Annotated in this window: 22 protein-coding genes; 9 read left to right on the forward strand and 13 right to left on the reverse strand. The window is 64.0% G+C overall.

Going from position 1 to position 22,816, the window contains the following annotated elements:
• Positions 1 to 85 precede the first annotated feature (85 nt).
• A complete protein-coding gene (locus BQ8482_RS13225) occupies positions 86 to 682 on the reverse strand; it encodes a DUF922 domain-containing Zn-dependent protease (RefSeq protein WP_123148065.1) in 597 nt (198 codons plus the stop codon).
• A 236-nt stretch (positions 683 to 918) separates the two neighbouring features.
• On the opposite strand from BQ8482_RS13225, the gene msuE reads away from it, so the two are divergent.
• Genes msuE through BQ8482_RS13250 form a run of 5 tightly spaced genes read left to right on the forward strand, consistent with a single transcriptional unit; the run spans position 919 to position 5,592 of the window.
• The gene (gene msuE / locus BQ8482_RS13230) at positions 919 to 1,470 is read left to right on the forward strand and encodes an FMN reductase (protein WP_123148028.1); all 552 of its coding nucleotides are present in this window, start codon (positions 919 to 921) and stop codon (positions 1,468 to 1,470) included.
• A 54-nt stretch (positions 1,471 to 1,524) separates the two neighbouring features.
• On the forward strand, positions 1,525 to 2,889 hold the full coding sequence (locus BQ8482_RS13235) for an LLM class flavin-dependent oxidoreductase (protein ID WP_123148029.1): 1,365 nt from the start codon (positions 1,525 to 1,527) through the stop codon (positions 2,887 to 2,889).
• A 26-nt stretch (positions 2,890 to 2,915) separates the two neighbouring features.
• Complete coding sequence (locus tag BQ8482_RS13240; RefSeq protein WP_123148030.1) at positions 2,916 to 3,758, forward strand: ABC transporter permease; 843 nt, start codon at positions 2,916 to 2,918, stop codon at positions 3,756 to 3,758.
• Positions 3,759 to 3,817: 59 nt separating this feature from the next.
• Complete coding sequence (locus BQ8482_RS13245; protein WP_123148031.1) at positions 3,818 to 4,816, forward strand: ABC transporter substrate-binding protein; 999 nt, start codon at positions 3,818 to 3,820, stop codon at positions 4,814 to 4,816.
• A gap of 14 nt (positions 4,817 to 4,830) precedes the next feature.
• Complete coding sequence (locus BQ8482_RS13250) at positions 4,831 to 5,592, forward strand: ABC transporter ATP-binding protein (protein ID WP_123148032.1); 762 nt, start codon at positions 4,831 to 4,833, stop codon at positions 5,590 to 5,592.
• A 34-nt stretch (positions 5,593 to 5,626) separates the two neighbouring features.
• Here BQ8482_RS13250 and BQ8482_RS13255 read toward each other — a convergent pair whose 3' ends face one another.
• From BQ8482_RS13255 to BQ8482_RS13265, 3 genes are all read right to left on the reverse strand, one after another.
• Positions 5,627 to 7,594 (reverse strand): acyltransferase family protein, encoded by a 1,968-nt coding sequence (locus BQ8482_RS13255; protein ID WP_123148033.1) that lies wholly within the window; start codon positions 7,592 to 7,594, stop codon positions 5,627 to 5,629.
• Positions 7,595 to 7,895: 301 nt separating this feature from the next.
• Complete coding sequence (locus tag BQ8482_RS13260) at positions 7,896 to 8,258, reverse strand: SPW repeat protein (RefSeq protein ID WP_123148034.1); 363 nt, start codon at positions 8,256 to 8,258, stop codon at positions 7,896 to 7,898.
• 218 nt (positions 8,259 to 8,476) lie between these two features.
• Positions 8,477 to 8,698, reverse strand: a complete 222-nt coding sequence (locus tag BQ8482_RS13265; protein WP_123148066.1) for an alkylphosphonate utilization protein — start codon at positions 8,696 to 8,698, stop codon at positions 8,477 to 8,479.
• A 183-nt stretch (positions 8,699 to 8,881) separates the two neighbouring features.
• Here BQ8482_RS13265 and BQ8482_RS13270 point away from each other — a divergent pair, with 183 nt between their 5' ends.
• Positions 8,882 to 9,235 (forward strand): cupin domain-containing protein, encoded by a 354-nt coding sequence (locus BQ8482_RS13270; protein ID WP_123148035.1) that lies wholly within the window; start codon positions 8,882 to 8,884, stop codon positions 9,233 to 9,235.
• Between the two features lie 172 nt (positions 9,236 to 9,407).
• On the opposite strand, the gene BQ8482_RS13275 is transcribed toward BQ8482_RS13270, so the two are convergent.
• Entirely contained in the window at positions 9,408 to 9,638 is a 231-nt protein-coding gene (locus tag BQ8482_RS13275; protein WP_123148036.1) for a hypothetical protein, read from the reverse strand.
• Between the two features lie 277 nt (positions 9,639 to 9,915).
• Positions 9,916 to 10,179 carry a hypothetical protein gene (locus BQ8482_RS13280; protein ID WP_123148037.1) on the reverse strand — a complete coding sequence of 88 codons (264 nt, stop codon included), beginning with the start codon at positions 10,177 to 10,179 and terminating at the stop codon, positions 9,916 to 9,918.
• 319 nt (positions 10,180 to 10,498) lie between these two features.
• Here BQ8482_RS13280 and BQ8482_RS13285 point away from each other — a divergent pair, with 319 nt between their 5' ends.
• Positions 10,499 to 11,428 (forward strand): hypothetical protein, encoded by a 930-nt coding sequence (locus BQ8482_RS13285; RefSeq protein WP_123148038.1) that lies wholly within the window; start codon positions 10,499 to 10,501, stop codon positions 11,426 to 11,428.
• 200 nt (positions 11,429 to 11,628) lie between these two features.
• A complete protein-coding gene (locus BQ8482_RS13290; protein WP_244602784.1) occupies positions 11,629 to 13,620 on the forward strand; it encodes an AI-2E family transporter in 1,992 nt (663 codons plus the stop codon).
• A 15-nt stretch (positions 13,621 to 13,635) separates the two neighbouring features.
• Here BQ8482_RS13290 and BQ8482_RS13295 read toward each other — a convergent pair whose 3' ends face one another.
• The 7 genes from BQ8482_RS13295 to BQ8482_RS13325 form a co-directional block, all read right to left on the reverse strand.
• Positions 13,636 to 14,565, reverse strand: a complete 930-nt coding sequence (locus tag BQ8482_RS13295) for a phosphatidate cytidylyltransferase (protein ID WP_123148068.1) — start codon at positions 14,563 to 14,565, stop codon at positions 13,636 to 13,638.
• Positions 14,566 to 14,577: 12 nt separating this feature from the next.
• Complete coding sequence (locus BQ8482_RS13300; protein WP_123148039.1) at positions 14,578 to 15,342, reverse strand: lysophospholipid acyltransferase family protein; 765 nt, start codon at positions 15,340 to 15,342, stop codon at positions 14,578 to 14,580.
• An 8-nt stretch (positions 15,343 to 15,350) separates the two neighbouring features.
• Positions 15,351 to 15,779 (reverse strand): hypothetical protein, encoded by a 429-nt coding sequence (locus BQ8482_RS13305; protein WP_123148040.1) that lies wholly within the window; start codon positions 15,777 to 15,779, stop codon positions 15,351 to 15,353.
• Entirely contained in the window at positions 15,776 to 17,113 is a 1,338-nt protein-coding gene (locus tag BQ8482_RS13310; protein WP_165848555.1) for a phosphatase PAP2/dual specificity phosphatase family protein, read from the reverse strand. Before BQ8482_RS13310 ends, BQ8482_RS13305 begins: the two co-directional genes overlap by 4 nt.
• An 8-nt stretch (positions 17,114 to 17,121) precedes the next feature.
• Complete coding sequence (locus BQ8482_RS13315; RefSeq protein WP_123148042.1) at positions 17,122 to 18,903, reverse strand: bifunctional alpha/beta hydrolase/class I SAM-dependent methyltransferase; 1,782 nt, start codon at positions 18,901 to 18,903, stop codon at positions 17,122 to 17,124.
• A gap of 24 nt (positions 18,904 to 18,927) precedes the next feature.
• Positions 18,928 to 19,530 (reverse strand): CDP-alcohol phosphatidyltransferase family protein, encoded by a 603-nt coding sequence (locus BQ8482_RS13320; RefSeq protein ID WP_123148043.1) that lies wholly within the window; start codon positions 19,528 to 19,530, stop codon positions 18,928 to 18,930.
• A 527-nt stretch (positions 19,531 to 20,057) separates the two neighbouring features.
• Complete coding sequence (locus tag BQ8482_RS13325) at positions 20,058 to 21,191, reverse strand: LuxR C-terminal-related transcriptional regulator (RefSeq protein ID WP_123148044.1); 1,134 nt, start codon at positions 21,189 to 21,191, stop codon at positions 20,058 to 20,060.
• Between the two features lie 537 nt (positions 21,192 to 21,728).
• Here BQ8482_RS13325 and BQ8482_RS13330 point away from each other — a divergent pair.
• Positions 21,729 to 22,766: a hypothetical protein gene (locus BQ8482_RS13330; RefSeq protein ID WP_123148045.1), complete on the forward strand. Its 1,038-nt coding sequence runs from the start codon at positions 21,729 to 21,731 to the stop codon at positions 22,764 to 22,766.
• Positions 22,767 to 22,816 lie beyond the last annotated feature (50 nt).

Genomic DNA, 22,816 nt, shown 5'->3' on the forward strand with positions numbered 1-22,816 from the left:
GTGGGGGAGATGTCCGGCAGGACAGAGGGGGGCGCTGTCCCGCCGACCTGTCCGCCGCCAGCCTTGCCGTGGTTTCCATCCTCCCCTACCGCCCCATCAGCAAATTAACGATGAGCTGCTGAAGATTGCCGCGCGGGGCGAATTCCACCCGGTCGAAATCGCGGCTTGCCTGCCGCTGCGCCTGGGAGAGTTCGGCAAGCCGCCTTGTCATTTCGGTCCTGATCTTGCTGCAGCCGGGATCGTCGGGGACGGACAGGCCGATGGTCGCCGTCTCGATCTTGCGGGCCATGTCGACGATGATGTCGCCATGCACCTTTTCATGGGCGGCGAGGCCAGCGGCGAAAACGTCCCAACTCTTCTGCACGGCGGCCGGCACCGGCCCGGACGTTTTGGGCAAGGTGTAGGTTATGATGAGCTTCGGCCGCGCCGACACCAGCACGCAGGCGTTGCCTTGTCGCTGATAGTCCCTGACCCAGGTCAGCTTGAAATTGGTGTAGGCCATGGCGCGGACCTTGCCCTTGCCGATCATCGGCCCGCGCTCGCCCATCGAGGCGTGGAGCTGGGGACCGGTTTGCCCTGAAACGGCGTAGGTCTCGACCTTCTCGACCGGCTTCCATCCCGCCTGCGCTGGCGATGCCAGCAAACAGGGCAGGAGCAGATATATCAGAACGGCTGTTTTCATGCGAATCCCCGGGCCGATACCTTTGGTGCGCTTGAGATCATCAACGCGTGGCCGGAATGCGGTCAAGGCGCCGTTGCCAGACACGGCGTTCGCATTTCGCGTCGAAAGAACCAATCAACGGCGATGTGCCGCAAACTCAATCCGCTTGAAGGGCTCGTTTTGAAATCTTCTTTCTGATCTAATTCTATAAACTAAGTAGACTTAATACACAGAAGCCGTTTTGCGAGGAGCCCAAAATGTCGAAAACCCTGGTGGTGGGGCTGTCGGGCAACCTGACCCGTCCGTCCAAGACCAAGGCGTTCATCAGCCACATCGTCGCGGAGCTGGCGAGCGGCACCGGTGCAGCCTCGACCGTTTTCGACATCGAGGATCTCGGTCAGTCCTTCCCGCAGGCAAGGCGCATTGGCGAGTTGGATCCGTCGGCCAGGAACATCGTCGAGCAATTGCTGGACGCCGATGTCCTGGTGATTGGCTCGCCGACTTTCAAAGGCAGCTACACCGGGCTTTTCAAACATTTCTTCGACCTGCTCGACCCGTCATCCCTGAGGGGAAAGCCGGTCATCCTTGCTGCGACCGGCGGCGGCGATCGTCATTCACTGGTTGTCGAACATCAGCTGCGGCCGCTGTTCGGCTTCTTCGAGGCGCTGACGCTGCCAACCGCGATCTACGCCTCCGACAAGGACTTCGCCAACGGCGTGCTGGTGTCCGAAGCCATCCATGCTCGCGCCAGGCAAGCGGTCGCCGAAGCATGCCGGGTGGTGCCACGCAGCGTAGGTCTTGCCGCCTGAACACCGGCCAGTGACCCTCGATGCCCTTTCCGCACAGCTCAGAAGGAGCCCGCAATGACCAGATCCAGCAAGTCCAGGCAGATCAAGCTTGGTGCTTTCCTGCCCGGTGGCGGACAGCACATCGCAGCCTGGCGCCATCCTAACGCTCCGGCCGACGGCGCGACGAATTTCGAGTTCCATAGGCAGCTCGCGCTGACCGCCGAGCGCGGCCTGTTCGACGCCTATTTCCTCGCCGACAATCTGACCGTCGGCCTTGGCGCCCGCGAAGGCGGCAATGCCAAGATCGCCGGGTTCGAGCCGGTGACGATGTTCGCCGCATTGGCGCCGCTCACCACGCATCTGGGCTTCATCGCCACCGCCTCCACCACCTATGAGGAGCCCTATACGCTCGCCCGCAAGTTCGCCTCGCTCGACCTGCTTTCGAATGGCCGGGCCGGCTGGAATGTCGTGACCTCAGCGGGCGACGAGACCGCGCGCAATTTCAACCGCGAGACGCAGCCTGCCCACGCCGAGCGCTATGCCCGGGCGCATGAGCATGTCGAGACGGTCAAGGCGCTGTGGGACAGCTGGGAAGACGATGCCTTCATCCGCGACAAGAAGTCGGGGCGCTTCTACGACAAGGATAAGCTTCACGACATCGACCACAAGGGCCGGCATTTCAGCGTCAAAGGCCCGCTCAATGTGCCGCGCCCGGTGCAGGGTCACCCGGTGGTGGTGCAGGCCGGGCAGTCGGAGGACGGCCGCAGGCTCGCCGCCCATTCGGCTGAGGTCATCTTCACCGCCCATCAGAATCTGGCCTCGGCGCAAGAGTTCTACCGCGACATCAAGGCGCGCGTGACGGCGGTCGGCCGCGATCCCGGACAGGTGCTGATCATGCCGGGAGTAGCTCCCTTCGTCGGCCGCACCGAAGAGGAAGCCCGCGCCAAGTACCAGCAGCTGAACGACCTGATCCTGCCCGAGGATGGCGTGGCCCTGCTCAACGGGTTGGCCGGCCAGACGCTCGACATCAGCGGGTATCCGCTCGACGGACCGCTGCCGCCGAGCAAGGAAACCGAAGGCATGAAGAGCCGCCAGGCACTGATCCGCAAGATTGCCGACGAGCACGACTTCACCATCCGCCAGCTCTACCAGTGGGTGGCGACGGCCCGCGGCCACTACACCGTCATCGGCAGCGCGGTGCAGGTCGCCGATCAGCTGGAGGAGTGGTTCGGCAACGACGCCGCCGACGGCTTCAACATCCTGCCGCCGTGGCTGCCTGGCGCGCTCGACGATTTCGTCGACCTGGTGATCCCCGAGCTGCAGCGCCGCGGCCTGTTCCGCACCGCCTACGAAGGCAGCACGCTGCGCCAGAATCTCGGCCTCAGGCGGCCGGAAAACCCCTGGACCGCCGCCCGCTCCAAGGTGCTGGCCGCCGAATAGAGTCTGTTAAAGCAAAGGGCAAGACGATGAGTTTGCAGCACATCGAGCAGCGGGTCACGATCGCTGCATATGACGGCAGAACCAGCCTTGGCGCCGATTTCCCGCGCCTGGCCAATCGGACTGTCGTCCGCTTCCTGTCCCGTTACGGCATCCTGATCGGCTTCCTCGCGATCTGGCAGGTATCGAGCCGCGCGGGATGGGTGAACGCTGCGGTATTGCCGCCGATCGACACGATCGTCACCGCATTGTGGAACGGTCTGGCCGGTGGCACCTTGCTCGGCGACATCGCCATCAGCCTGCAGCGCGCGGGCTTCGCCTTCGCGGCGGCAGTGGCGGTTGCTATCCCGCTCGGCCTGTTCATGGGCCAGGTGCGCGCCGTCGAAACCGCGCTTGACCCGATCCTGCAGGTTTTCCGGCAGACCTCGGCGCTGGCGCTCTACCCGGTGTTCATCCTGCTGCTCGGGCTGGGGGAGGCATCAAAGGTCTTCGTCATCTTCTGGGCGACGCTGTTTCCGCTGCTGCTCAACACCATCAGCGGCGTCAAGCAAGTCGATCCGAAACTGCTTGAGATGGCCCGGGTCTATGGCGCCGCGCGGCTCACCGTGTTTCACCGGGTCGTGCTTCCAGGGGCCGTCCCGTCGATCTTCGTCGGGTTGAGGCTGAGTGCGACCACGGCGCTCTTGCTGCTGATCGCCGCCGAAATGATCGGCGCCAACAAGGGCATCGGCTTCCAGGTGATGAACGCGCAGTACAACTTCCAGATCCCGCTGATGTTTGCGGCGATCGTCATCCTCGCCGGCCTCGGCCTGATCGCCAACCAGGCGCTGGTCAGCCTGCAGCGGCGGCTCTGTCGCTGGAGCATCGACTGACCAGCCTTCACCATCCTCTTCAACAGGCACCACCCTCTCCAACAGGAAAGACCGGACCCATGCCAATCACTCGCCGCTCCCTGCTTGCGGGCGCTCCCTTTGCCGCCGGCATCATCGCCGCCGGCCTGCCCCGCTTCGCCGTTGCGCAAGCCGCGCCGGTCACGTTACGCTACCTCGCCAGCCGCGGCAGCATCTCGCCGCATGAGCTGGCGGACGCGCTCGGCTATTTCGAGGGCCTCGGCGTCAAGCTGGAGAATGTCGGCTACTCCAGCGGCGGCCCGGAATCGCTGTTCGCGCTCGCCTCCGGCAGCGTCGATCTCGGCTCGGCCGCGACCGCTGCGGTGATCAACTCGATCTCCGGCGGCAACGACTTCGTCGCCGCCTATCCAAGCAACGGCATCAACAGGCAAGTGCGCAGCGTCTTCTACGTGCTGGAAGACAGTCCGATCAAATCGATTGCCGACATCGCCGGCAAGACCATCGCGGTCAACACGCTCGGCGCGCATCTCGACTACACCGTGCGCGAGGCGCTGCACGGCGTCGGCCTGCCGCCGGATGCCGCCAACCTGGTCGTGGTGCCGGGGCCCCAGCTTGAACAGACTTTGCGGTCACGCCAGGTCGATATCGCGGGACTGGGCTATTGGCAGGCGACCTTTGCCGGCGCCCTGGTCGACAATGGCGGCGTGCGCGGCGTGTTCAACGACACCGACGTGCTGGGCGAACTGGCCGGCGGCTTCATCGTCGTGCGGCGCGACTTCATCACGGCGCATCCGGATGGCGCCCGCAATTTCGTCGACCAGTCGGCCCGCGCCGCCGACTGGTCGCGCCAGAACCCGGACGAGGCGCGCAAGGTGCTCGCGGACATCCTCGACAAGCGTGGCGAAAATGGCGAGCTGGCGCGCTACTGGACCGGCTTCGGCCTGCGTGAAGGTGCGAAGGCTGACGACCGCGACATCGCCTTCTGGGTCAGCGTGCTCGAGCGCGACGGCCGCCTGCCCAAGGGCAGGCTGAAAGCCGCTGACATCCTTTACCGGCGCGGCGAATCGAAAACCAACTGACCGGGAGACGGGCCATGGCCACCACAAGCGGCGGCGAGGTCACGATACGTGACCTCTCCAAATCCTTCACGCTTGGCGGGCGCCCGCTTGCCGTGCTGAGGGCGCTCAACCTCGACATCCGCTCCGGCGAATGCCTCGTCATTGTCGGCGCCAGCGGATCGGGCAAGACCACGCTGCTGCGCATTCTTGCCGGGCTGGAGGCTGCCGACAGTGGCGGTGTCGCGATCGACGGCAAGCCGATCCATGGCGTCGGCTCCGAGCGCGCGGTGATCTTCCAGGAACCGCGCCTGCTGCCGTGGCTGACGGTACTCGGCAACGTCGCCTTTGGCCTCGAAGTGCGGGGCGTGCCCAAGGCGGAGGCGGAGGACAAGGCCCGCATCTATACCGCGCTCGTCGGTCTGGCCGAATTCAGCGATGCCTATCCCAGGCAGCTTTCGGGCGGCATGGCGCAGCGCGTCGGCATCGCCCGGGCGTTGACCGTGCGGCCTGAAATCCTGCTACTCGACGAGCCGCTAGGCGCGCTCGACGCGATGACCAAGATCGGCATGCAAGAGGAACTGGCGCGCATCTGGAGCGAGGAAAACGTCACTATGGTCATGGTCACCCATGATCTGGAAGAAGCGATCTATCTTGCGGACAGGGTGCTGATCCTGCCCAGGGAGAAAGGCGGCACGGCGCGGCTGGTCGACGTTGAACTGCCACGCCCCCGCGATCGCAGCGAAAGCCGCTTCGTGCGCTATCGTGAAGAATTGCTGCGCGAGTTTGGCTTGCACTGAGACAGCGGGTGAAAGGCGCGTCTTTGCGCCGCCCTTATTTCTCCGCCGCCCCGGTCGAGAACAGCGCGCGCTCGACCGGCGGCTCCAGCGTTTGCGCAAAGGGCGTCGCCATGTGGTGGCGATCGCGGTAGGCCAGCTTGCCGTCGATGAAGACATGGCAGGTCTTGGCGTCGCAGAACCGGTCCGTCATGTCGATATAGGTCGCGTTGGGGACGGCGCGCACGATGTCGCGCTCCAACGCGGCCATGGCGTCGTTGGCGGCGTCGGTTCGCGGCGCGTCACATATCGATGGCGTCTGTCCACGCCACAGCGCGCGGGCCACGCAGGTGTCGACAAACATGCTGTTGAACGGCACATCGCGGATGAAGGCGACTTTCAGCCCGGCCTGGCTGAACGCCTCCAGCGTTGCGCGAAGGCCGGCCTGCCAGTCCTGATCCAGGCTGTCGGATTGCTGCGCGTCGGGCGACAGTTTGCGCGAGCTGGTCAGCGAGATCTCCGAGATCACCACCAGGCTCGGGCGCAGGGCGATGATCTCCTTGATCGATTGCTCGCGCCATTGATCGCACTCGGTGTAGTCGCGCTTCAGCTTCGAGCTCCAGACCGTCAGCCGCGACGCCCGGCAGGCGGCTTTGAGCCAGGTGACGACCTTGTAGTCGTTCTTCTTCGCCGCCTCGATCAGCGGCGTCGACCAGTGGTCGGCATGCGAATCGCCGAACAGCGCAATCGAGCGCTCGGCATTCTTGGCGCCGAACACGCAGGGCTTCGGCGTCACGGTCTCGTAGTCGAGAACGCAGCCCACCTCGGCGCGCGCGGTAGAGGGCTGCGCGGCAGTTTCGGCAATGATGCGTTGTGAGGGATCGAGGTCGTCCACGGCAAGGCGCGCATTGGCGTAAGTCGCCATGACGCCGGCGCCGGTCAACATTGCGGCGGGGATTAGCGCGCGCGCCGCGTGCGCCATCAGCCAGCCGTTGCGACGGATCGGGTTTTCGATGAAATGATAGGTGAAGATCGACAGCGCCAGCGTCAATGCCGCGCAGGCAAGCCGCCCGGGCCAGGAGAGGTCGGGCACCATCATCGTCGCATAGACGACGACCGGCCAATGCCAGAGATAGAGCGAATAGGAAAGTTTCCCCAGCCATTGCAAAGGCGGCAGCGCCAGCATGGCACTCGGCCCTCTTTGGACATTGCCGGAGCCGCTGAGCAAAAGGAGCACGGTGCCGGCCACCGGCACCACCGCCGCGACGCCGGGGAAGGGGGTGTCCTGCTCGCTGAAGGTCAGATAGGCGCCGGCGATCAGCGCCAGGCCAAGCCATGCCAGTGCCGCGCCCAGTTGCGGGCGCTCTCGCCAGAATTTTGCCGGCGCCATCGTCGCCAGGCCGCCGGCGGCGAATTCCCAGGCCCTGAGCGGCGAGAAATAGAAGGCCCAGGGCTGCGCCACGGTGGTAAGCCAGGCGCAGACGGCGAACGACACCGCGCCGGTGAGGCCGATCACCAGGATCGCAGTGCGCTTGCCCGGGCGCAGCCACGCAGCCAGCAGAAGCAGCCCCGGCCATACGAGATAGAATTGCTCCTCGACCGAGAGCGACCAGAAGTGGATGAAGGGGTTGTTCGCCGCATCGGGGGCGAAATAGTCGAACGACCAGCGGATCAGCCAGAAATTGATCGCATAGGCCGAGGCATACATGGCGCCTTTCGAATAGAGCGACTGTTCGTCCGGCGACAGGATGAAGTAGCCCGCGACCAGCGTGGCGAAGATGACGAACAGCGAGGCCGGCAGCAGGCGTCGCGCGCGCCTTGCATAGAACCGCCACAGGTCTAGCCTGCCGTCCTCGGCGATTTCCCGCAGCAGCTGGCCGGTGATCAGATAGCCGGAAATGACGAAGAAGATGTCGACGCCGGTGAACCCGCCCGGCAGGTCCGACAGACCAAAATGAAACGCGACGACGCCCGACACCGCCAGCGCACGCAGCCCTTCGATATCAGGCCGAAACAATGCTGACACGGCGAAACCTCACATAGGTCGTTGAAAAAGCCCCGTTGCGAAGACTCGACGCAATGCATTGATATTGCAATGCAACAAATCTAACGCAATGCAACATAAGCGGAAGTTCACGGAGTGTAGCAGGATGCTCGTCGGCGTCTATACCAGGAAGCCGCGGCGGCGCTGCCATCTGCACCCGCCGGGCGGCTGGTTTTTGAGCGCAAGGAAATGATTGGCCCGGCTAGCGGGCCTGCGTACCGATCTCAGGCTTAGGAAGAGCCCGCCGCTCGCGCGCCGGGCTCCTCCCCTTGGTCGTCACCGATCACGCATGCGCTGGCGGATGATGACGGGAGTCCCAGACCGCCCAGGCCGATGCCGCAACCACCAGCACGCCGAGGACCACATGGGTTCCCATCGCGTTGACGTTTGCCGTGAAGCCAAGCAGCCAGGGCGAGACGATCAGCCAGAGCCCGACGACAAGGTTCACCCACTCTTCCCATTCGGCGAATACCGAAAGCGCCGCGAGAGCCAAGGCGCCGAGCACGACTGCGGCAATCCAGGCGTTCCACGCAGGAGCGGTTTCAGCAACGAAGCCGATGACCCAGGGTGAGATGAACAGACATGCCGCAAGGATCAGGTTGATCCAGTCCTGGGCTTTCTTTCCTTCCATCAGACCGTTTGCCATGACAACCTCCACAGGTGAAGTTTGACCAAAGCACTACGTCGCGTGCAGCGCACGCTTAGTCATTGATATATCGCACTTTCGGCGGCTTTCAAGGAGTGGCTCCGCCGGCCGGTTAGCCAGGCTCCGTCAGTGCCGTCATTCGCCTGCTCAACTTAGAGGCGCCGCGCCGGGTTCTGGAGGCCGCAAGGCCCCGGATCACGGGTCAAGACTCCACGCGATCACGCCTTTTTCAGGAACTCGGTCTTCAGCACCAGGCCCTTCACCTGCTTGGTGTTGCACTCGATCTCGCTGGGATTGCCGGTGAGGCGGATGTTCTTCACCAGCGTGCCGCGCTTGATCGTCTCCGACGTGCCCTTGACCTTCAAATCCTTGATCAGGGTCACGGAATCGCCCTCGTTCAGCTGGGCGCCGTTGCTGTCTCTTACGATCGCGTCTGTCATATCAGGGCCTTTCATCGAAGCCGGACAACGGACTATCCGGCGGATGGCGGCAAGGTCAAGCGTGGTGGCAAACCGTGGCATCGCTGGCTCGTGAAGCGAGCAGGGCACCCGCGTTGCTCATCTCAGGTGCTTCAGCTATTGACCGGCAGCCAATGCCGGCACAGTTCCAAACGGAGCCCGACCATGACAGAGAAGACCATCCTCAAATTCGGCGCGGTCGAAAACGCCGAGGCGGGCGATCTCGCGGGCTGGGTCGTGGTCGACGGCAACCCGACCATGAAGACCGCCGTCCAGCACACCACAGCGGACGGCAAAGTCATGTCGGGAACCTGGCAGGCCACCCCCGGTACCTACCACGCAACCTACAGCGACTATGAATTCGTGCACATGATCGCTGGGCGCATCGTCATCACGCCCGATGGCGGCGCGCCCGTCGAAGTCGGCCCCGGCGACGCCTTCGTGGTTGAAGCCGATTTCAAGGGAACGTGGAAAATCATCGAGCCGGTGATGAAGCATTTCGTCGTCAGGGTCGGCTGAGGCCGGAGGTGAACGGAACAATCCTGTCACGGCCTGGCGCGCCGCCAAGTCTGTTGATCCCGAGGCCTGTCGATCGGGCCTGTCGATCCCAGGGCCTGCCGATCCCGGGCACCGCAAGCGCGGTGCGGTCGAAATAAAAGGTAGAACCCCTCCATCAGGGATGGATGAAACTCTAGAAATCGAAATAGATCGCCGGCGGATACGGACTGGACACATTCTTGTCGGCCGGCGCTGCCATCGCACCGGGCGACGCGGTGATCCCGCCGGTGGACTTGTTGTCGAGCGGCGGCCGGCTTTTCTCGGCTGTCGCCGCATTGGCATCGGTGGCAACGACTTTCGTTTTAGCCTCCACGGTTTGCGAAAGGGCGAGCACGGCGAGAAGTGCAGACAGAGCAAGTTTCATAACGGCGTCCCTCAATGGTTAACGTAGGTAAACGCCAGCCGCCGGCCCGAACATGGCCGCTACGCGGAAAGGCGTGGAATTCTGCGGAATTCCTGGAATATGGCTTGTGGAAAAGCGCGGCTGCAACGAACCGGCGCGAGTCAGGCTTACAGTCGCATCAAGGCAGCAGGGTGCGCCATGTCGCGCAGGGTTTGACGGTCACTCCGTGGTGACCGTCGTCCGCGCAAGACGGCGGCAGCTATTCGCGCGCTTCGTCGCGTCCGCGCTGGTGTGAAGATCAATCCTTGAAGCCGGTCGAGTCGAGTAGGGCGACCTGCTTGCCGTCGATGTAAAAGCGTATCACGTGCGCGCCGCCGTCGACTTCGATGCGCGTCGGATCGATGACCGGCGCCGCAGGAGCCGCCTTGCCATATGTCGCTGCCGCGCGCGAGCCGGCAGCGGCACGCGACGGTCCATCCGGCCCGAAGGTCAGCAGCAGCAGTGCGGCGGATCCAGCCGCAACCGCGGTGAAAGGGATTTTGGGGGAGGCAATCCAGGACATCGAATTTTTCCTTCCTTGTTGAGGCGGCATCTACGCTGGTTTGTGCCGGTGCCGAGAGCTCGGCTTCGCCGTCGTTCAAATGGCTGAGGAAGGGTGTTGGTATTCAAGCCTAGGTAGCGTGAGTTTCATAACTTGCCCTTGCCCTGCGCGACCTTAGCGCCGCCCGGCGGGGCGAAAAGGGCAGGCGCGTGGAGCGGCGTGGAATTCTGCGGATTTCCTGGAATATGGACTTTAGGAGAGTTCCGGCCGGCAATGAATGCGGTGGGAGCAAGTGCTGGCACATGCTATGCCTTGCGGTGGCATAAAGGGGCAGGTGGGGATGGCACAGCATATCGCGCAGAAGTTACGGTTGACTGCAGCCTTGCTGGGAACCGTCGCCCGCAAGGATTTGGCGGCGGCGTTCCGGGGCGTCAACCCGAAGACGGCGTTCGATCTCGGCCGTGCCGACAAATGGCTGCAGGGCCGCGCCCAGCCACGCGAGCTCAGCGTCTACGACGACTGGTCGAAGCTTCTCAAGCTGGAGCAGCCCGGCGCCTGGATCGCCGAGAGCGACCTGTCAGGCTTTACGGCGGCGATCTGCGCCCGCCACGGCGTCGAGAGGGCCGAACTGGAACGCCGCGCCGGTGCGCATTTCGAGACGGCGTCGGGGCATGAGGAGCGAAGCCTTGGATTGGCCCTTGCCGGAACCTACGCATGTTATTCGCATGCCTTGTCGCCCTATTATCGCGGCCGGTTAATCAGGGGCAGCCTGTCGATAGAGACCGGGCCGGGTGCACACGGCCTGACTGCCGCCTATCGCGAGGTGTTGCCGACCGGACAACTGCAGGTCGGCGGACCGGTGAGCCCGGCAAAACGCGGGCTCTATGCGTTTCTGAAGGAAACCGGCGGCGATGCCCATTTCTTCCTCTGCCTGTTCCCGCACTCGCGGCCAGGGAGCGTGCTTGGCGGCTATATGGTCGGCGGCGCCATCATCGGCCCGGAGCCGCAGCCATCCCTGACCAGGATCCTGATCGTCCGCTTGCGCGAACCGGCGCCCGAGGCCTGGGGCGGATATCTGCCGCCCGACGGGTCGATCGCTAGGGATTTGGCTTCGCTTGGCGTGGCAATTGAGCAGCCGGAAATGGTCGACCGGCAGCTGGCGCAATTCCTCGCCGGAGACAGCGACGGCGGCGCCAACCAGATCCCGCCGGCCGAATTCCGGTCCATCCTCGACGTGTTCGATCGTCATTGGCTGCGTCATTCGGATTAAGCCTGACCTCGTCTTCTGCAGTGCGGAATCCGATCACTACGTCAGTTGTTGTGTCCGACGACCAAGCGCCCGTCCGGCTGTCCAGTTGGGCCGCCAAGCCCTTGCCGCTCGCGTTTTCGAGCTCGCCGGTGCGAAGAAGCGAAAGTTGCGCGCCGGCTCAATATGCCTGATCATGGTGATTGGCAGGGTGGAGGCACCAAGTGGCGGCCAATCGTCGAAACGGCATGCACCCGTCGGAGTCCGGGGTGGTGGGCATTGTTTCCGGTGCCAGGGTCCTCCCGCGCATGTCATTGCCGACCGTCGCGACCGTCGTGGCTACGGTTGCCGCCCTGTATTTCGGGCGCGAGGTATTCCTGCCGATCGCAATCGCTCTGCTGCTTACCTTTGCGCTTGCACCCATGGTTTCCGTACTCAAGCGAATCGGCATTCCCCGTCTTCCGGCCGTCATCGCCACTGTGCTGGGCGCATTCACGGTCCTTGCGCTGTTCTCCTTCATTGTCGCCACGCAGGTCAGCGAACTGGCGCAGAACATCCCGCTTTACCAGTCGAATATCCTGACCAAGGTCAGGTCCCTGAAGGAAACCGGCATCGGCGGAGGCATCATCGCCAGGCTGAGCGGGGTGATCGAAAGCGTTGGCCAGGAACTCGACAGGCAGGAAACCTCACCGCCCGCCGCAGATGAGCCAGAGCGCGAGCCGGTGCCTGTCGAGATCATCGCGCGCGAAAGGCCGCTCCAGGTTCTCCAGAACTTGATCGGGCCGCTGATCAGCCCGCTGGCATCGGCCGGCCTGATCATCGTCGTCGTCATATTCATGCTGCTCGAGCGCGAGGACCTGCGCGATCGTTTCATACGTCTCGTCGGCTACGGCGATCTTCATCGGACCACCGAGGCGCTCCAGGAAGCGGGCAAGCGGGTCGGCCGATATCTGCTCATGCAATTAGTGGTGAACATCGTCTACGCCGTGCCGATTGCATTCGGGCTTTGGGTTCTCGGCATACCCAATGCACTGCTGTGGGGATTGCTGGCGTTGGCGCTGCGCTTTGTTCCCTATATCGGCCCGATCATTGGTGCGCTGCTGCCTCTGTTCCTGGCGCTTGCCGTGGCTCCCGGCTGGTCGCTCGTGCTGTGGACCGCCGGGCTGTTCGTGGTCATGGAAATGATCACCGGCAACGTCGTCGAACCTTGGCTCTACGGCTCGCGCACCGGGCTCTCACCATTGGCCATCATTGTCGCGGCGATCTTCTGGACCTGGCTCTGGGGCCCGCTGGGCCTGGTTCTGTCGACGCCGCTCACGGTCTGTCTCGTCGTGCTCGGCAGGCACGTGCCGCAGTTCGAATTCCTCGACGTCCTATTCGGCAACGAACCCGTGCTCGAGCTACATGCTCGGCTTTACCAACGGCTGTTGGCCGGCGATCCGGAAGAAGCCACTGATCACGCCGAGGAGATCCTGGAGGAAAAATATCTGTTCGAATTCTATGACAGGGTCGCCATTCCCGCACTTCTGCTCGGCGAACAGGATCGCGTGCGGGGTGTCATGGGCGATGAGCAAAGACGGCAGGTGGCGGCCAGTGCGCAGACGCTGGTGGCGAACCTCGACGACAGCGCACGGGAGGAAGCGGAGGAGGACGATGACCCGGCTGCGGCCGAGCCTGCCACAGCGGATGAGGAAAAGCAGGCTCAAGCGGAGAGCGAGGACGACACCGAACTGCCTGATGGCACGGACATGTCGGTGCTTTGTGCCGGCGGACGCGGCGAACTTGATGATGCCGCCGCCGCCATGCTGGCGCAGGTGCTCGAAGTCCAGGGAGCGACCGTCTCGAAGGCGAGCTTTGCCGATATGGATCCGGCAAGCATTCGCCGGCTCAAGTTCGATGCTGTCGACACCGTCGTAGTCGGATTCCTTAACCGCGACTCCGTCAAGCACGCCCGTTTCCTGGTTCGTCGGCTGAAACGTGCCAAGTCGGCGCTGCGGGTAGGCATCGTGTTCTGGTCGGAGGACGGCGACGACAAAGAGGCAGCCGTCAAATTGGCCAATGACATCAACGCCGATTTTGTCGCGTATGGCATGGTCGAAGCCGTTCTGGGGGCGTTGTCGAGCGATCCGCCGGTTGCGCTGAAGGTCGCTGCCAAGCGCCGCATGCGCCGCCGGCCCCGCCCTGCCGAGAAGGCGCCGCTTACAGCTGCAAAATGAGACCGTAGCTCGTTCTCACGTCCAGAAGTAACGCACCGTGTGAAAGAACACCGGAGCGGCGAAGACCAGGCTGTCGGCGCGGTCCATCATGCCGCCATGGCCCTCGATCAGATGGCCCCAGTCCTTCACCCCCTGGTCACGCTTGATGGCGGAGGCGACCAGCCCGCCGAGGAATCCCATCAGGCAGGCGATGAAGGCGACGCCCGCCGCCTGGAGCGGCGAAAACGGCGTCAGGAACGACAGCAGCGCGCCAAGCAGGCTCGACGTCGCCAGCCCGCCGACCAGCCCTTCCCAGGTCTTCGACGGCGAAACCTTCGGCGAGATCAGGTGCCTGCCGAACAGCTTGCCGAAGATGTATTGCAGCACGTCGCTGCCTTGCACGGTGATGATCAGGAAAGCGATCAGCAACAAATTGCGGCCTTCGAAGCCGGGCACCTCGAGCGTCAGCAGCGCCGGCACGTGGCTGACGCAGTAGACCGAGATCATGACGGCCCATTGCTGCGCCGAGACGCGCTCGAGAAAGCGCTCGGTGTCGCCGTGAAGCGCGGTGATCGCCGGCATCAGCAGGAAGCAGTAGACCGGGATGAAGATGGTGAAGAGGCCGTACCAGGCGGTCCACACCAGCCAGTACTGGAACGGGATGACGATGCCGAACATGCCGAGCAGCACCCAATGGTCGCTGCGGCGGCTGTGCGTCAGCGTCACGAATTCGCGCAAGGCGGCAAACGAGATCAGCGCGAACAGGATGGTCATGCCGGAGCGGCCGAAGAAGAAGGCAACGGTGATCGCTACCACCATCACCCACCAGGCGTTGATGCGCTGGTTGAGGTTGACCAGCGTCGAAGACAGAGGCTTCGGCGCGCGCCACGACAAGATGCCGGCGACCAGGCTTGCCGTGGTCAGCACCGCAGCGAGGCCGATAACCAGAATGAGGGTTTCGTGCATTGGCATGTTGAACTAGTCGTCCTTCAGAGCATCGTGCCGGATATCGGATCCGGCACGATGCTCTAAGCTCTTTTGGTCGCATGATGTTTTCCGGAAAACCGGATTCCACTTTTCCGCATCATGCGTTGGCGGGCGGGGGTTCAGCGCCAGCAGCGTTTGGCGGGCGCGGTCGAGAAAGGCGCGGCGTTCCTCGCCGGGCGCAATGGCGATCGGCGCGCCGAAGACCACGCGGCAAAGCAGCGGCACCGGCACGAACTGGCCCTTGGGCAGCACCCGCGACATGTTCTCGATCCAGCACGGGATGAGTTCGACATCGGGCCGCGCCATCGACAGATTGTAAAGGCCGGAGCGGAACGGCAGCAGCGGCGCGTCGGTCATGTTGCGGGTGCCTTCGGGAAAGATGATCAGCGAATGGCCCTCATCGAGCACCGACAGCATGATCGAGATCGGATTCTGCGCCTCATCGGTCCACTGCCGGTGGATCAGCACGGAGGACAGCATGTCCTGCGCGATGAACTGGCGCAGCCGCGATTTTCCCCAATAGTCGGCGGCAGCGACCGCATGGGTGCGGGCGCGCTGCTTCTCGCTGAGGCAGGCCGACAGCAGGATGAAGTCGCCGTGGCTGGCATGATTGGCGAAGTAGATGCGCTGCCGGTCCGACGGCTGGCTGCCGTTCCAGATCGGCCGCACGCCGGTCACCGCCCAGGCCAGCGCCGACAGGCCGACCGAGGTCACGGTCTGCAGCAGGGTGAAGGTCCTTGTGCCTAGCTTGCTCATCGTCCGGCTCAGAAGGACAAGGCGACAGCGGATGCCGTCATAAACAGGCCGAGCGCGATGCGCTGCTTCATCAGCAGGCGTTGTGTGCCCGCGATGCGCCGGTCGAGCGAGCGGATGCCGGCAGCGGCCGGTTTGACGCGCATGCGCGCCAGCACGTCGTCGACCGAGGCTCCGCCGGCGGCCTCGCTGATGTGGCTCGCCATCAGCCAGAACAGCAGTGCGTCGAAGGTAAGCAGGGCCGACAGGGCGAGGGTGACCACGCCGCTCGCTGCCGCGACCAGCCAGGCCGCCGCCGCCAGCATCGTCGCCTGCGGCTGCGCTGCCACGGCAATGACCGGCGCGGCCGTCAATGCGGCCAGCACCAAAAGCAGCGGCCACACCGCCTGCGTCATCAGCCCGGCGGCGAAAGCTTCGGCCTTGTCTCGATGGGCACTCATGCCGGCTCATCCACCGCGATCCGAAGATGCACCGGCCGGCCCGATGCCGCGAGCCGCTTGTGCGCCTGCGCCGGCGTTGGCGAGCGGCCGGTGGCAACCAGCCATTCGGCGACGACGCCGGCGCTGCGCTGGAAGCCGAGCGCGCAGCAGACCAGCACCGTGCCGTGGCCGCGGGCCGCCTCGATCGCCGCCACCGCTTGCGCTTGCGCCTCTGGCGATGGCGGCAAAAGGTCGACCATGGCGATAGCAGTCCAGCGGCTGGTGACGCCGCGCGGCCGTTCCAGCTCGCCGGCAAGGTCGATCACCGTGCCGAAGGCGTCGGCCTCGGCGGCGGTGGGAAAGCGGCCGAGGAAGACGCCGTCGGCAATGGCGACATGCGGCGGCAGCTTGCGCGTCCATACCCATCTATTGATCCTGGCGCCAAGCCGGTAGGGCAGCAGCAAGACACGGCTGGCCAGCGAGACGCTGCCGTCGGCCGTCTTCTGGAACACTCTGGCGCCGGCCCCGGCATAGGCGAAGGCGACGATGGCCAGCGCCAGCGCCGGCCACAGCAGGATCAGCCACAGCGCCGAGACGAAGGCGCCGGCAACGGCGCCGGCCAGCACAAGGGCTGTGCCAAGCGCGTAGAACCGAGCCAGCCGCCTGGCCCTGGCGTCGGCGGTTAGCTGAAAGCCGGCGAACGGCAATTCGCCATCGCGCGGAAACAGCCACAGGGCGAAGAAGCCGAGCAAAGCGCCGGTCGGGATGTCGATGACATGGTGCTGCCACGTCGTCAGCACCGAGGCACCGATCAGCAAACACCAGGCATGCCAGACGGTGGCCATGCCTTTGAGCCGACCGCGCCAATGATCCCAGATGATGATCAGCAGCGCGATGTGCAGCGATGGCGCCTGGTTGAACGGCTTGTCGAAGCCGCCGAGCACCGCAAACATGAAGCCTGGCAGGCCTGATGTCTGCGGCCGCACGAAGGTCGCCGTCAGCGGGAACAGGATGAAGCAGGCGACGGCGACGATTTGCGCCGTGAGATAGCGGCCGGCAAGACGGTCGACGCCGCGCTTGGTATCGTTGAGCAGCAGCGACAGGCCGTAGAACAGGTTGATCGACCAATAGGGCACGATCGTCCAGGCGATGAACGGGATGCCGCGCTCCCAGGCAAAGACGATGCTGCCGATATCGTCGCGCTGCGACGCCAGCCAGTTGGCGAAGCCGTACGTCGCGTAGAAGAACGGCGCCAGGAATGCGAGCCACAGGGCCGCCCGCAGCACGATGCCGGCGTACGGCTCGCGCGCAGAGGCGGAAGGGGCAGGGTCAAGGGCGGGGTCAAGGGCAGGCAAGACCATGCTCAGACGCGCCGCGCGACCGAGACGGTGAAGATGCCCCACTGGTCGATGAGCTGGTCGAGCTTCTCGAAGCCGGCCGCCGCCACCAGCTGGTCCATCTCGCCTTGCGTGCGCCGGCGCATCACCCAGGCCTGGCCGCCGCGATGCGAGGTCAGGCTGCGCGCGATCATTTCGAGCTGCGGATGCCAGGGCTGGTTGGTGTAGAGAAGCAGGCTGCCTGGCTGCATCGCCTTGGCCAGCCCGCCGAGCGAGCGGGCGATCATGGTGTTGTCGGCAAACAATTCGTAAAGCCCGGAGACGATGGCGAGGTCCGGCGCCGGCTCCAGCCCGGCAAGCATTTGGGCGTCGAAGGCGTCGGCCTGGTGGAACGAGACGCTGGTCGGCAGGTGCCGCTCGGCTATCAGCTTGCAGCCGAGCTCAACGTTGAGCTCGGAGAAATCCTGCAGCCGCACGCTGGCCGGCGGCTCAGTGCATTTGGCGACGGCGTCGAGCACGTAGCGGCCGTGGCCGGCGGCGATATCGACGATATGGACCGGTCGGCCGGCGGTCTTCAGCGTCTCAGCGGCGTCGCCGATCAGCTCTTCCAGGTGCAGCTTGCGCTGGCGAATGCCGCGCCAGCCGATGGCGTCGAGAAAGGTGCGATCGATCATGCGGCCGAGCGGTCCGGTGCCCCGCGCCTGGTTCTCGTAGACATAGTCGAGAGTCGAGCCGGAATCGAAGCCGGTGGCAATCCCCGTCTTCATGCCTGACGACAGCCACGCGCCCATGCGGATCGAGGCGCGGCTCATTGCCCAGTAGAGGCCTTTCGGTGACAGCGGGGCGAGCGGCGAGGCGAGCCGGTCGGCCTCGTCGCGTGTGTAGCCGGCGCGGTCGGCCGTGGTCAGGTCGAGCGGCGTCTCCGGCGTCGCGAACTGTCTTTCGAGGAACGGCTTGATCAGGTCGAGCGCCTTGCGGCGGTCGCGCTCGCCGAGCGTGTCGTGGAAGAAGCCGGGCAGCACATGCCGCTCCTTGGCCGGGCTGGCGAGATTGACGAAGAACTCGTGCTGCGGTCCATGCCGCACCACCCAGTCGCTGCCGGAGATCAGCAATTGCGTCGGCACGGTGATGGCGCGGGCGTCGGCGACGATGCGCGCGGCGTGGTCGTAGAGCTCGACCAGGATGTTGGAGGCGATCGGCCGCGTGATCAGCGGATCGGCCTCGAAGGAAGCGATGCGCTCCGGGTCATGCGTCAGGAACTTGGCTTTCACGTAGGAATTGACGAAGAAGCGGCCCTTGATCTTCTGCCACAGCGCAATGCCTTGCTTGGCGAAGGGCACGTAGAGCTTGACCGAGAAGGCCGGCGAGGCCAGCACCAGTGCGCGGATGTCAGGCGCATAATCATGCACCCAGGCGGCGGCGAGCACGGCGCCGAAGGATTGCGCGATCAGCGCGATGTCGCGTTGGCCGAACCCGTCTCTGCCGATCTCGCGCACGAAACAATCGATGTCGCGCACAAGTGCGGCAAAGGACGGCGCATAGCCGCGTTCGCCGGCCGAGCGGCCATTGCCGCGCGCGTCCCAGGCGTAGAAGGCATGGCCGGGCATGTCGAGTTCATCGACCAGATGCGCCATACGGCCGCCATGCTCGTGGCCACGGTGGAACAGCACAACCGCGCCCTTGGCGGGTTGCCCGACCGCCGGCCAATAGCGATAGAAGATCTCGGTGCCGTCATGCGTGCGGAAGGTGCGCTCCTGCGCCACCCGCTGCTCACTTGCGGAAGCGGCAATCGTTGGTTCATGAAGCATGTTGTTCCCCTGGCGACCGGAATTTCAGTCACCGCTCCCGTTAAGCCCGCTGCGTATCCGGTTGATGGCGGTCACCAGCGAGAGTGTAGCCAAGGCCGGAAACACAAACGGCGTGATCGCGTCCACCCACAGGCCGCAGGCGATGAGAAAGGCGATGATACCGAGCGCCAGCGCCCGGTCGCTCTTGCCGAACGGTCCGGCATAATTGCGCCCCGTGCCCGCCGCGATGCCGAGCACGCCGGCGAATTCCACAAGCACTGCTGTGACGGCAAAGGCGACGACGCCCCAGGCAGGGAAGAGAGCGGCAAAGGCCAGGATCAGCGCCAGGTCGGAAACGACGTCGCAGAGTTCGTTGAGATACATGCCGAGCTTGGAGGCCTGGCCATGTTCTCGCGCAAGCATCCCGTCGATGGCGTTCAGCGCCATGCGCGCAAACAGCACCACCGGCATCAGCAGGAAGACCGCGCGATGGCCGGCAAGGGCCGCGACCACAACGCCGGTGGCAACCGACAGGGCGGCAGCCAGCAGCGTGATCTGGTTAGCGGTGACGCCGGCCCCGGCCAGCCGGTCGGCGAGCGGCCGCAGCTTCGCCTGAAAGGCCGGTTTGAGCGCATAGAGCGTCGGCATGTGCGAACCCCCCGGCCGCGGTGCAACTAACGTCGGCGAGCATGGTCAATTGGCGCGCAAGACGCAAGGGCGGCGAGCGTGACCAAGCTGTTGACGGCGGGCTCGATATTGGAGTGGGAGTAACGGAGCCGGCAGCATAGATTAACTTCGGCGCCCATTTGGTCTCCGTTCGATGTTGGCTGCTCTTACGGCTCTCGTCTTCCTTTCAATCGACGGCACTATCTCAAGCCCGGTTGGAGCCGGGTGTAATGATGGTTCACAGTAGTGGAGAGCTACGGCGTACTCTGGCGTGCAAATCGGCTGGTTTGGCCGGCGCCAAGGCAGCTTGGCGCGTCTGCTTGAGGTCTCGACGTGACCCTTTCGAGACCTTCCGGAGCCGAATTCTTTTCTTGGAAGCCGACATTGGCCGGAACCAGCAATCGTGACCCTTCTTGGACCTTCCGGTTTATCGAGAGAAGGTCAGGAAAGAGGGATCGGTCCTGGCTTACCTTCAAAATCGCCCCCTGTCTTTCCGCCATCAGGGCTCGTCAGCTTATGCTCGCCTGCATCAGAAGCCGGACAAGTTCGGCCTGCCTGCGCACGCCCGTTTTCTCGAAGATATGGCTCAGGTGCGCCCTCACCGTTGTAGCCGCGATGCCGAGCCGGGCAGCGGATGCGTCGCGTCCGTCGCCCTTGAGAATCTCCAATGCGACGTCAGTCTCCGCCGACGTGAACCCGAAGCGGCGGCGCAAGTCCTCCTTTCGTACGCGCTGTTCTCTTTCGGGATCGGTGATCATGAGGATCGCCACTGGCCGCGCAGTGCCGAGCCAATCTGTGTCGATCGCCGCCGTGTCCGCTCGAAGCGGCGCGACGACAACGCGCAAGGGTCCGCCCCCTTCCCCACGCGGGATCGCCATGCTTCCGCCAGGTCCGCCGTTGGCCATCGTGACGTGGGCGCAGCTCGCTATCAGCCGGCGCAGAACCCAGGTTGCGTGGCGGCTGGTCGCGCGGACGCCCTCCCGATCGACTCCGAGGCTGTCATTGCCAGCGAGGATCGCTTCTGCGGTCTGGTTCGCGAACAGAATTTTCGCGGTCGCATCGACGAGGATGACGCCGGTGTCCAATCGATCGAGCGCAGCCCCCACGCCTTTCGCACGCAAATCGGCGGCGGCCAGTCTGTTGCCTACATGCAGCGCTGTTAGGAGATGCGGCGCGATTATCCCCATTGCTGCGACATCTTTGGCGTCAAAATCCTCGCGGCCCAGCCGGCGGCCGGTGGAGAGGTGGACGAACCTCTGCGGCGTGTGCAGCGGCGAGACCGCCAAGCCATGGAAGGCGCCCAACGGCCTGACGCCTTCATTGTAGAAGGTTGTCCGAGCAAACTCGCGATCGGGCAGAAGCGCGGAGGTCGGCGCCACGGACCCGACTGGCACTCCACGAATGGCTCCCCAGAACGCGGGGTCGGCGTCGGCCGCTGCCGCGAAGCCCGCCATCTGCTCGGAAGTCATCTCGAAGCTAACGGCGGATTCGGCCTTCCGACTTGCATCTTGGATCAGCAAGATGCCGTGCTCGCTGCGCAATGCGGCGGCGATCGACGGCAACGCGTGCGCCCAACCCCTGGGCGCAAGCGGCGCCTCGTGGATGCGCTGCACTGCCGTCAGAATCGCATCTGCTCGTGTCATGAGCCGCCGCCCGAGGTCTGCCGCCCCCTCAAAACCTGCAACCGAAAAAAGTATACAACCAGCGTCCGACTCGCCAGTCAATAACTCGCAAGTTTAAATCTTGGTTAACTCTTCACGGATGCGCGCGAAGTCGATTAAAGTCTAAGCACCTAATGCTTAAATAGGAAGCATTTCCAGACTGTGCATCGCGCGAAAGTAATTCGGCAATGTAAGAAAGGGTCATACCGGCTAAGTTTCCCTGATTGCGATTCGGATCGCAACATTCATGCTTATGCCGATCGTGGACGCACTCGGTACCTGCTCCAACGGTTACGATCGCGAATTGATTTGGACTGCTCCCGTCAGCAGGGTCAGAGACCGAAGAGTTTCAAGCCTGCGGAGAGACACGTTAGGGTCGATCGCCCTGGGTTCTCCCAGAACCCCCTTTCAACACCCTACAACCACGACGTGAACGGTATAGGACGAACGTCCGATGCGCCAGCGCCCCGCGTGTGAAATCATTCAGGTAATCTGTCACCCGCAGTAGAGAGAAAAGCCATGCTGGCCAAGTATCTGATCGGTTGCTTATTTGTGTTGCTTACGGTCTCGGGGCCCAAGGAGGCTTCTGCCCAAAATGCATTGTGCCTGCAAGGATACGTCTGGCGAGATGCCCGCCCAGGAGACGGGGTCTGCGTTATCCCGCAATCCCGAACCCTTGCCGCCGATGAGAACGCGAAAGCTCACCTGCGGCGAGAGCCCGGCCCGCGCGATGGCGTATTTTGGTGCCTGTCGGGCTTTGTCTGGCGCGAAGCCTTTCAAGGAGATACGGTTTGTGTGATCCCGGCTGCCCGGCAGCGCGTAAGGGACGAGAACGCACTCGCAAGCTCCCGGACGATCGGCGGCGGGTCGGAGTTCGATACTGAGGGTCAGCACACCTTGCTCGTCGGAGTCACGGCCGGCCGCGACGCCTGGCAAGAAAAGACATATGGTTCTACATGTGGCAAGTTGGACCCGATGCCCAATGCCATGGGGGGCATGGTCGGTTGGGGGCAGGCGGAAATCGGATGGCTCGGCGACAACTGTTTCGCCTTCGTGCTTGAACGCGCCGTTCAGTTTGACCGCACGCTTATGGATTTGATTCCTGGGAGGATCATTGACCGGGTGGTGCTGAGCTATGACGAGGTCGAGGCGCCGTCCTGCCCGCTTGTCGCGGGTTACGCCTATCGATGCTGGCAGAACGGAGAGGGACACTACCAGCATAAGACGGACGGCTGCGTGGTCGTCCGCATCCCTTCGTTTGATTGGCCCCGCAGCGGCGGAGCAGTGCAAGGCCGACTGCCGACCTTCGAGGAGTGGCGGGACCAAGTATCGCGAATCAACGCCCGTCAATGGGACGTAACCTCGGCGGTCAATTCTCAACTCAATGGTCCGCCTCTTGGCGGCCTGCGAGGGTATGGCCTTCTGCTGACAGGCGGCCCGTCTCTAGCTGGACTGACGGCTCAGGACAATACGGTCTGCGTCTCGGAGCTTCAGAACATCACGTTTGAGATCACGTATACCGTGCCACCTGCCGGCGTGTTTCATCCGGTCCATTGACGCGCAGGCCGTTGATCTTGGTACAAACTATTTTGGAGAAGGCGTGATTA

This window comes from Mesorhizobium delmotii, assembly GCF_900149755.1.
GTDB classification, from domain to species: Bacteria; Pseudomonadota; Alphaproteobacteria; order Rhizobiales; family Rhizobiaceae; genus Mesorhizobium; species Mesorhizobium delmotii.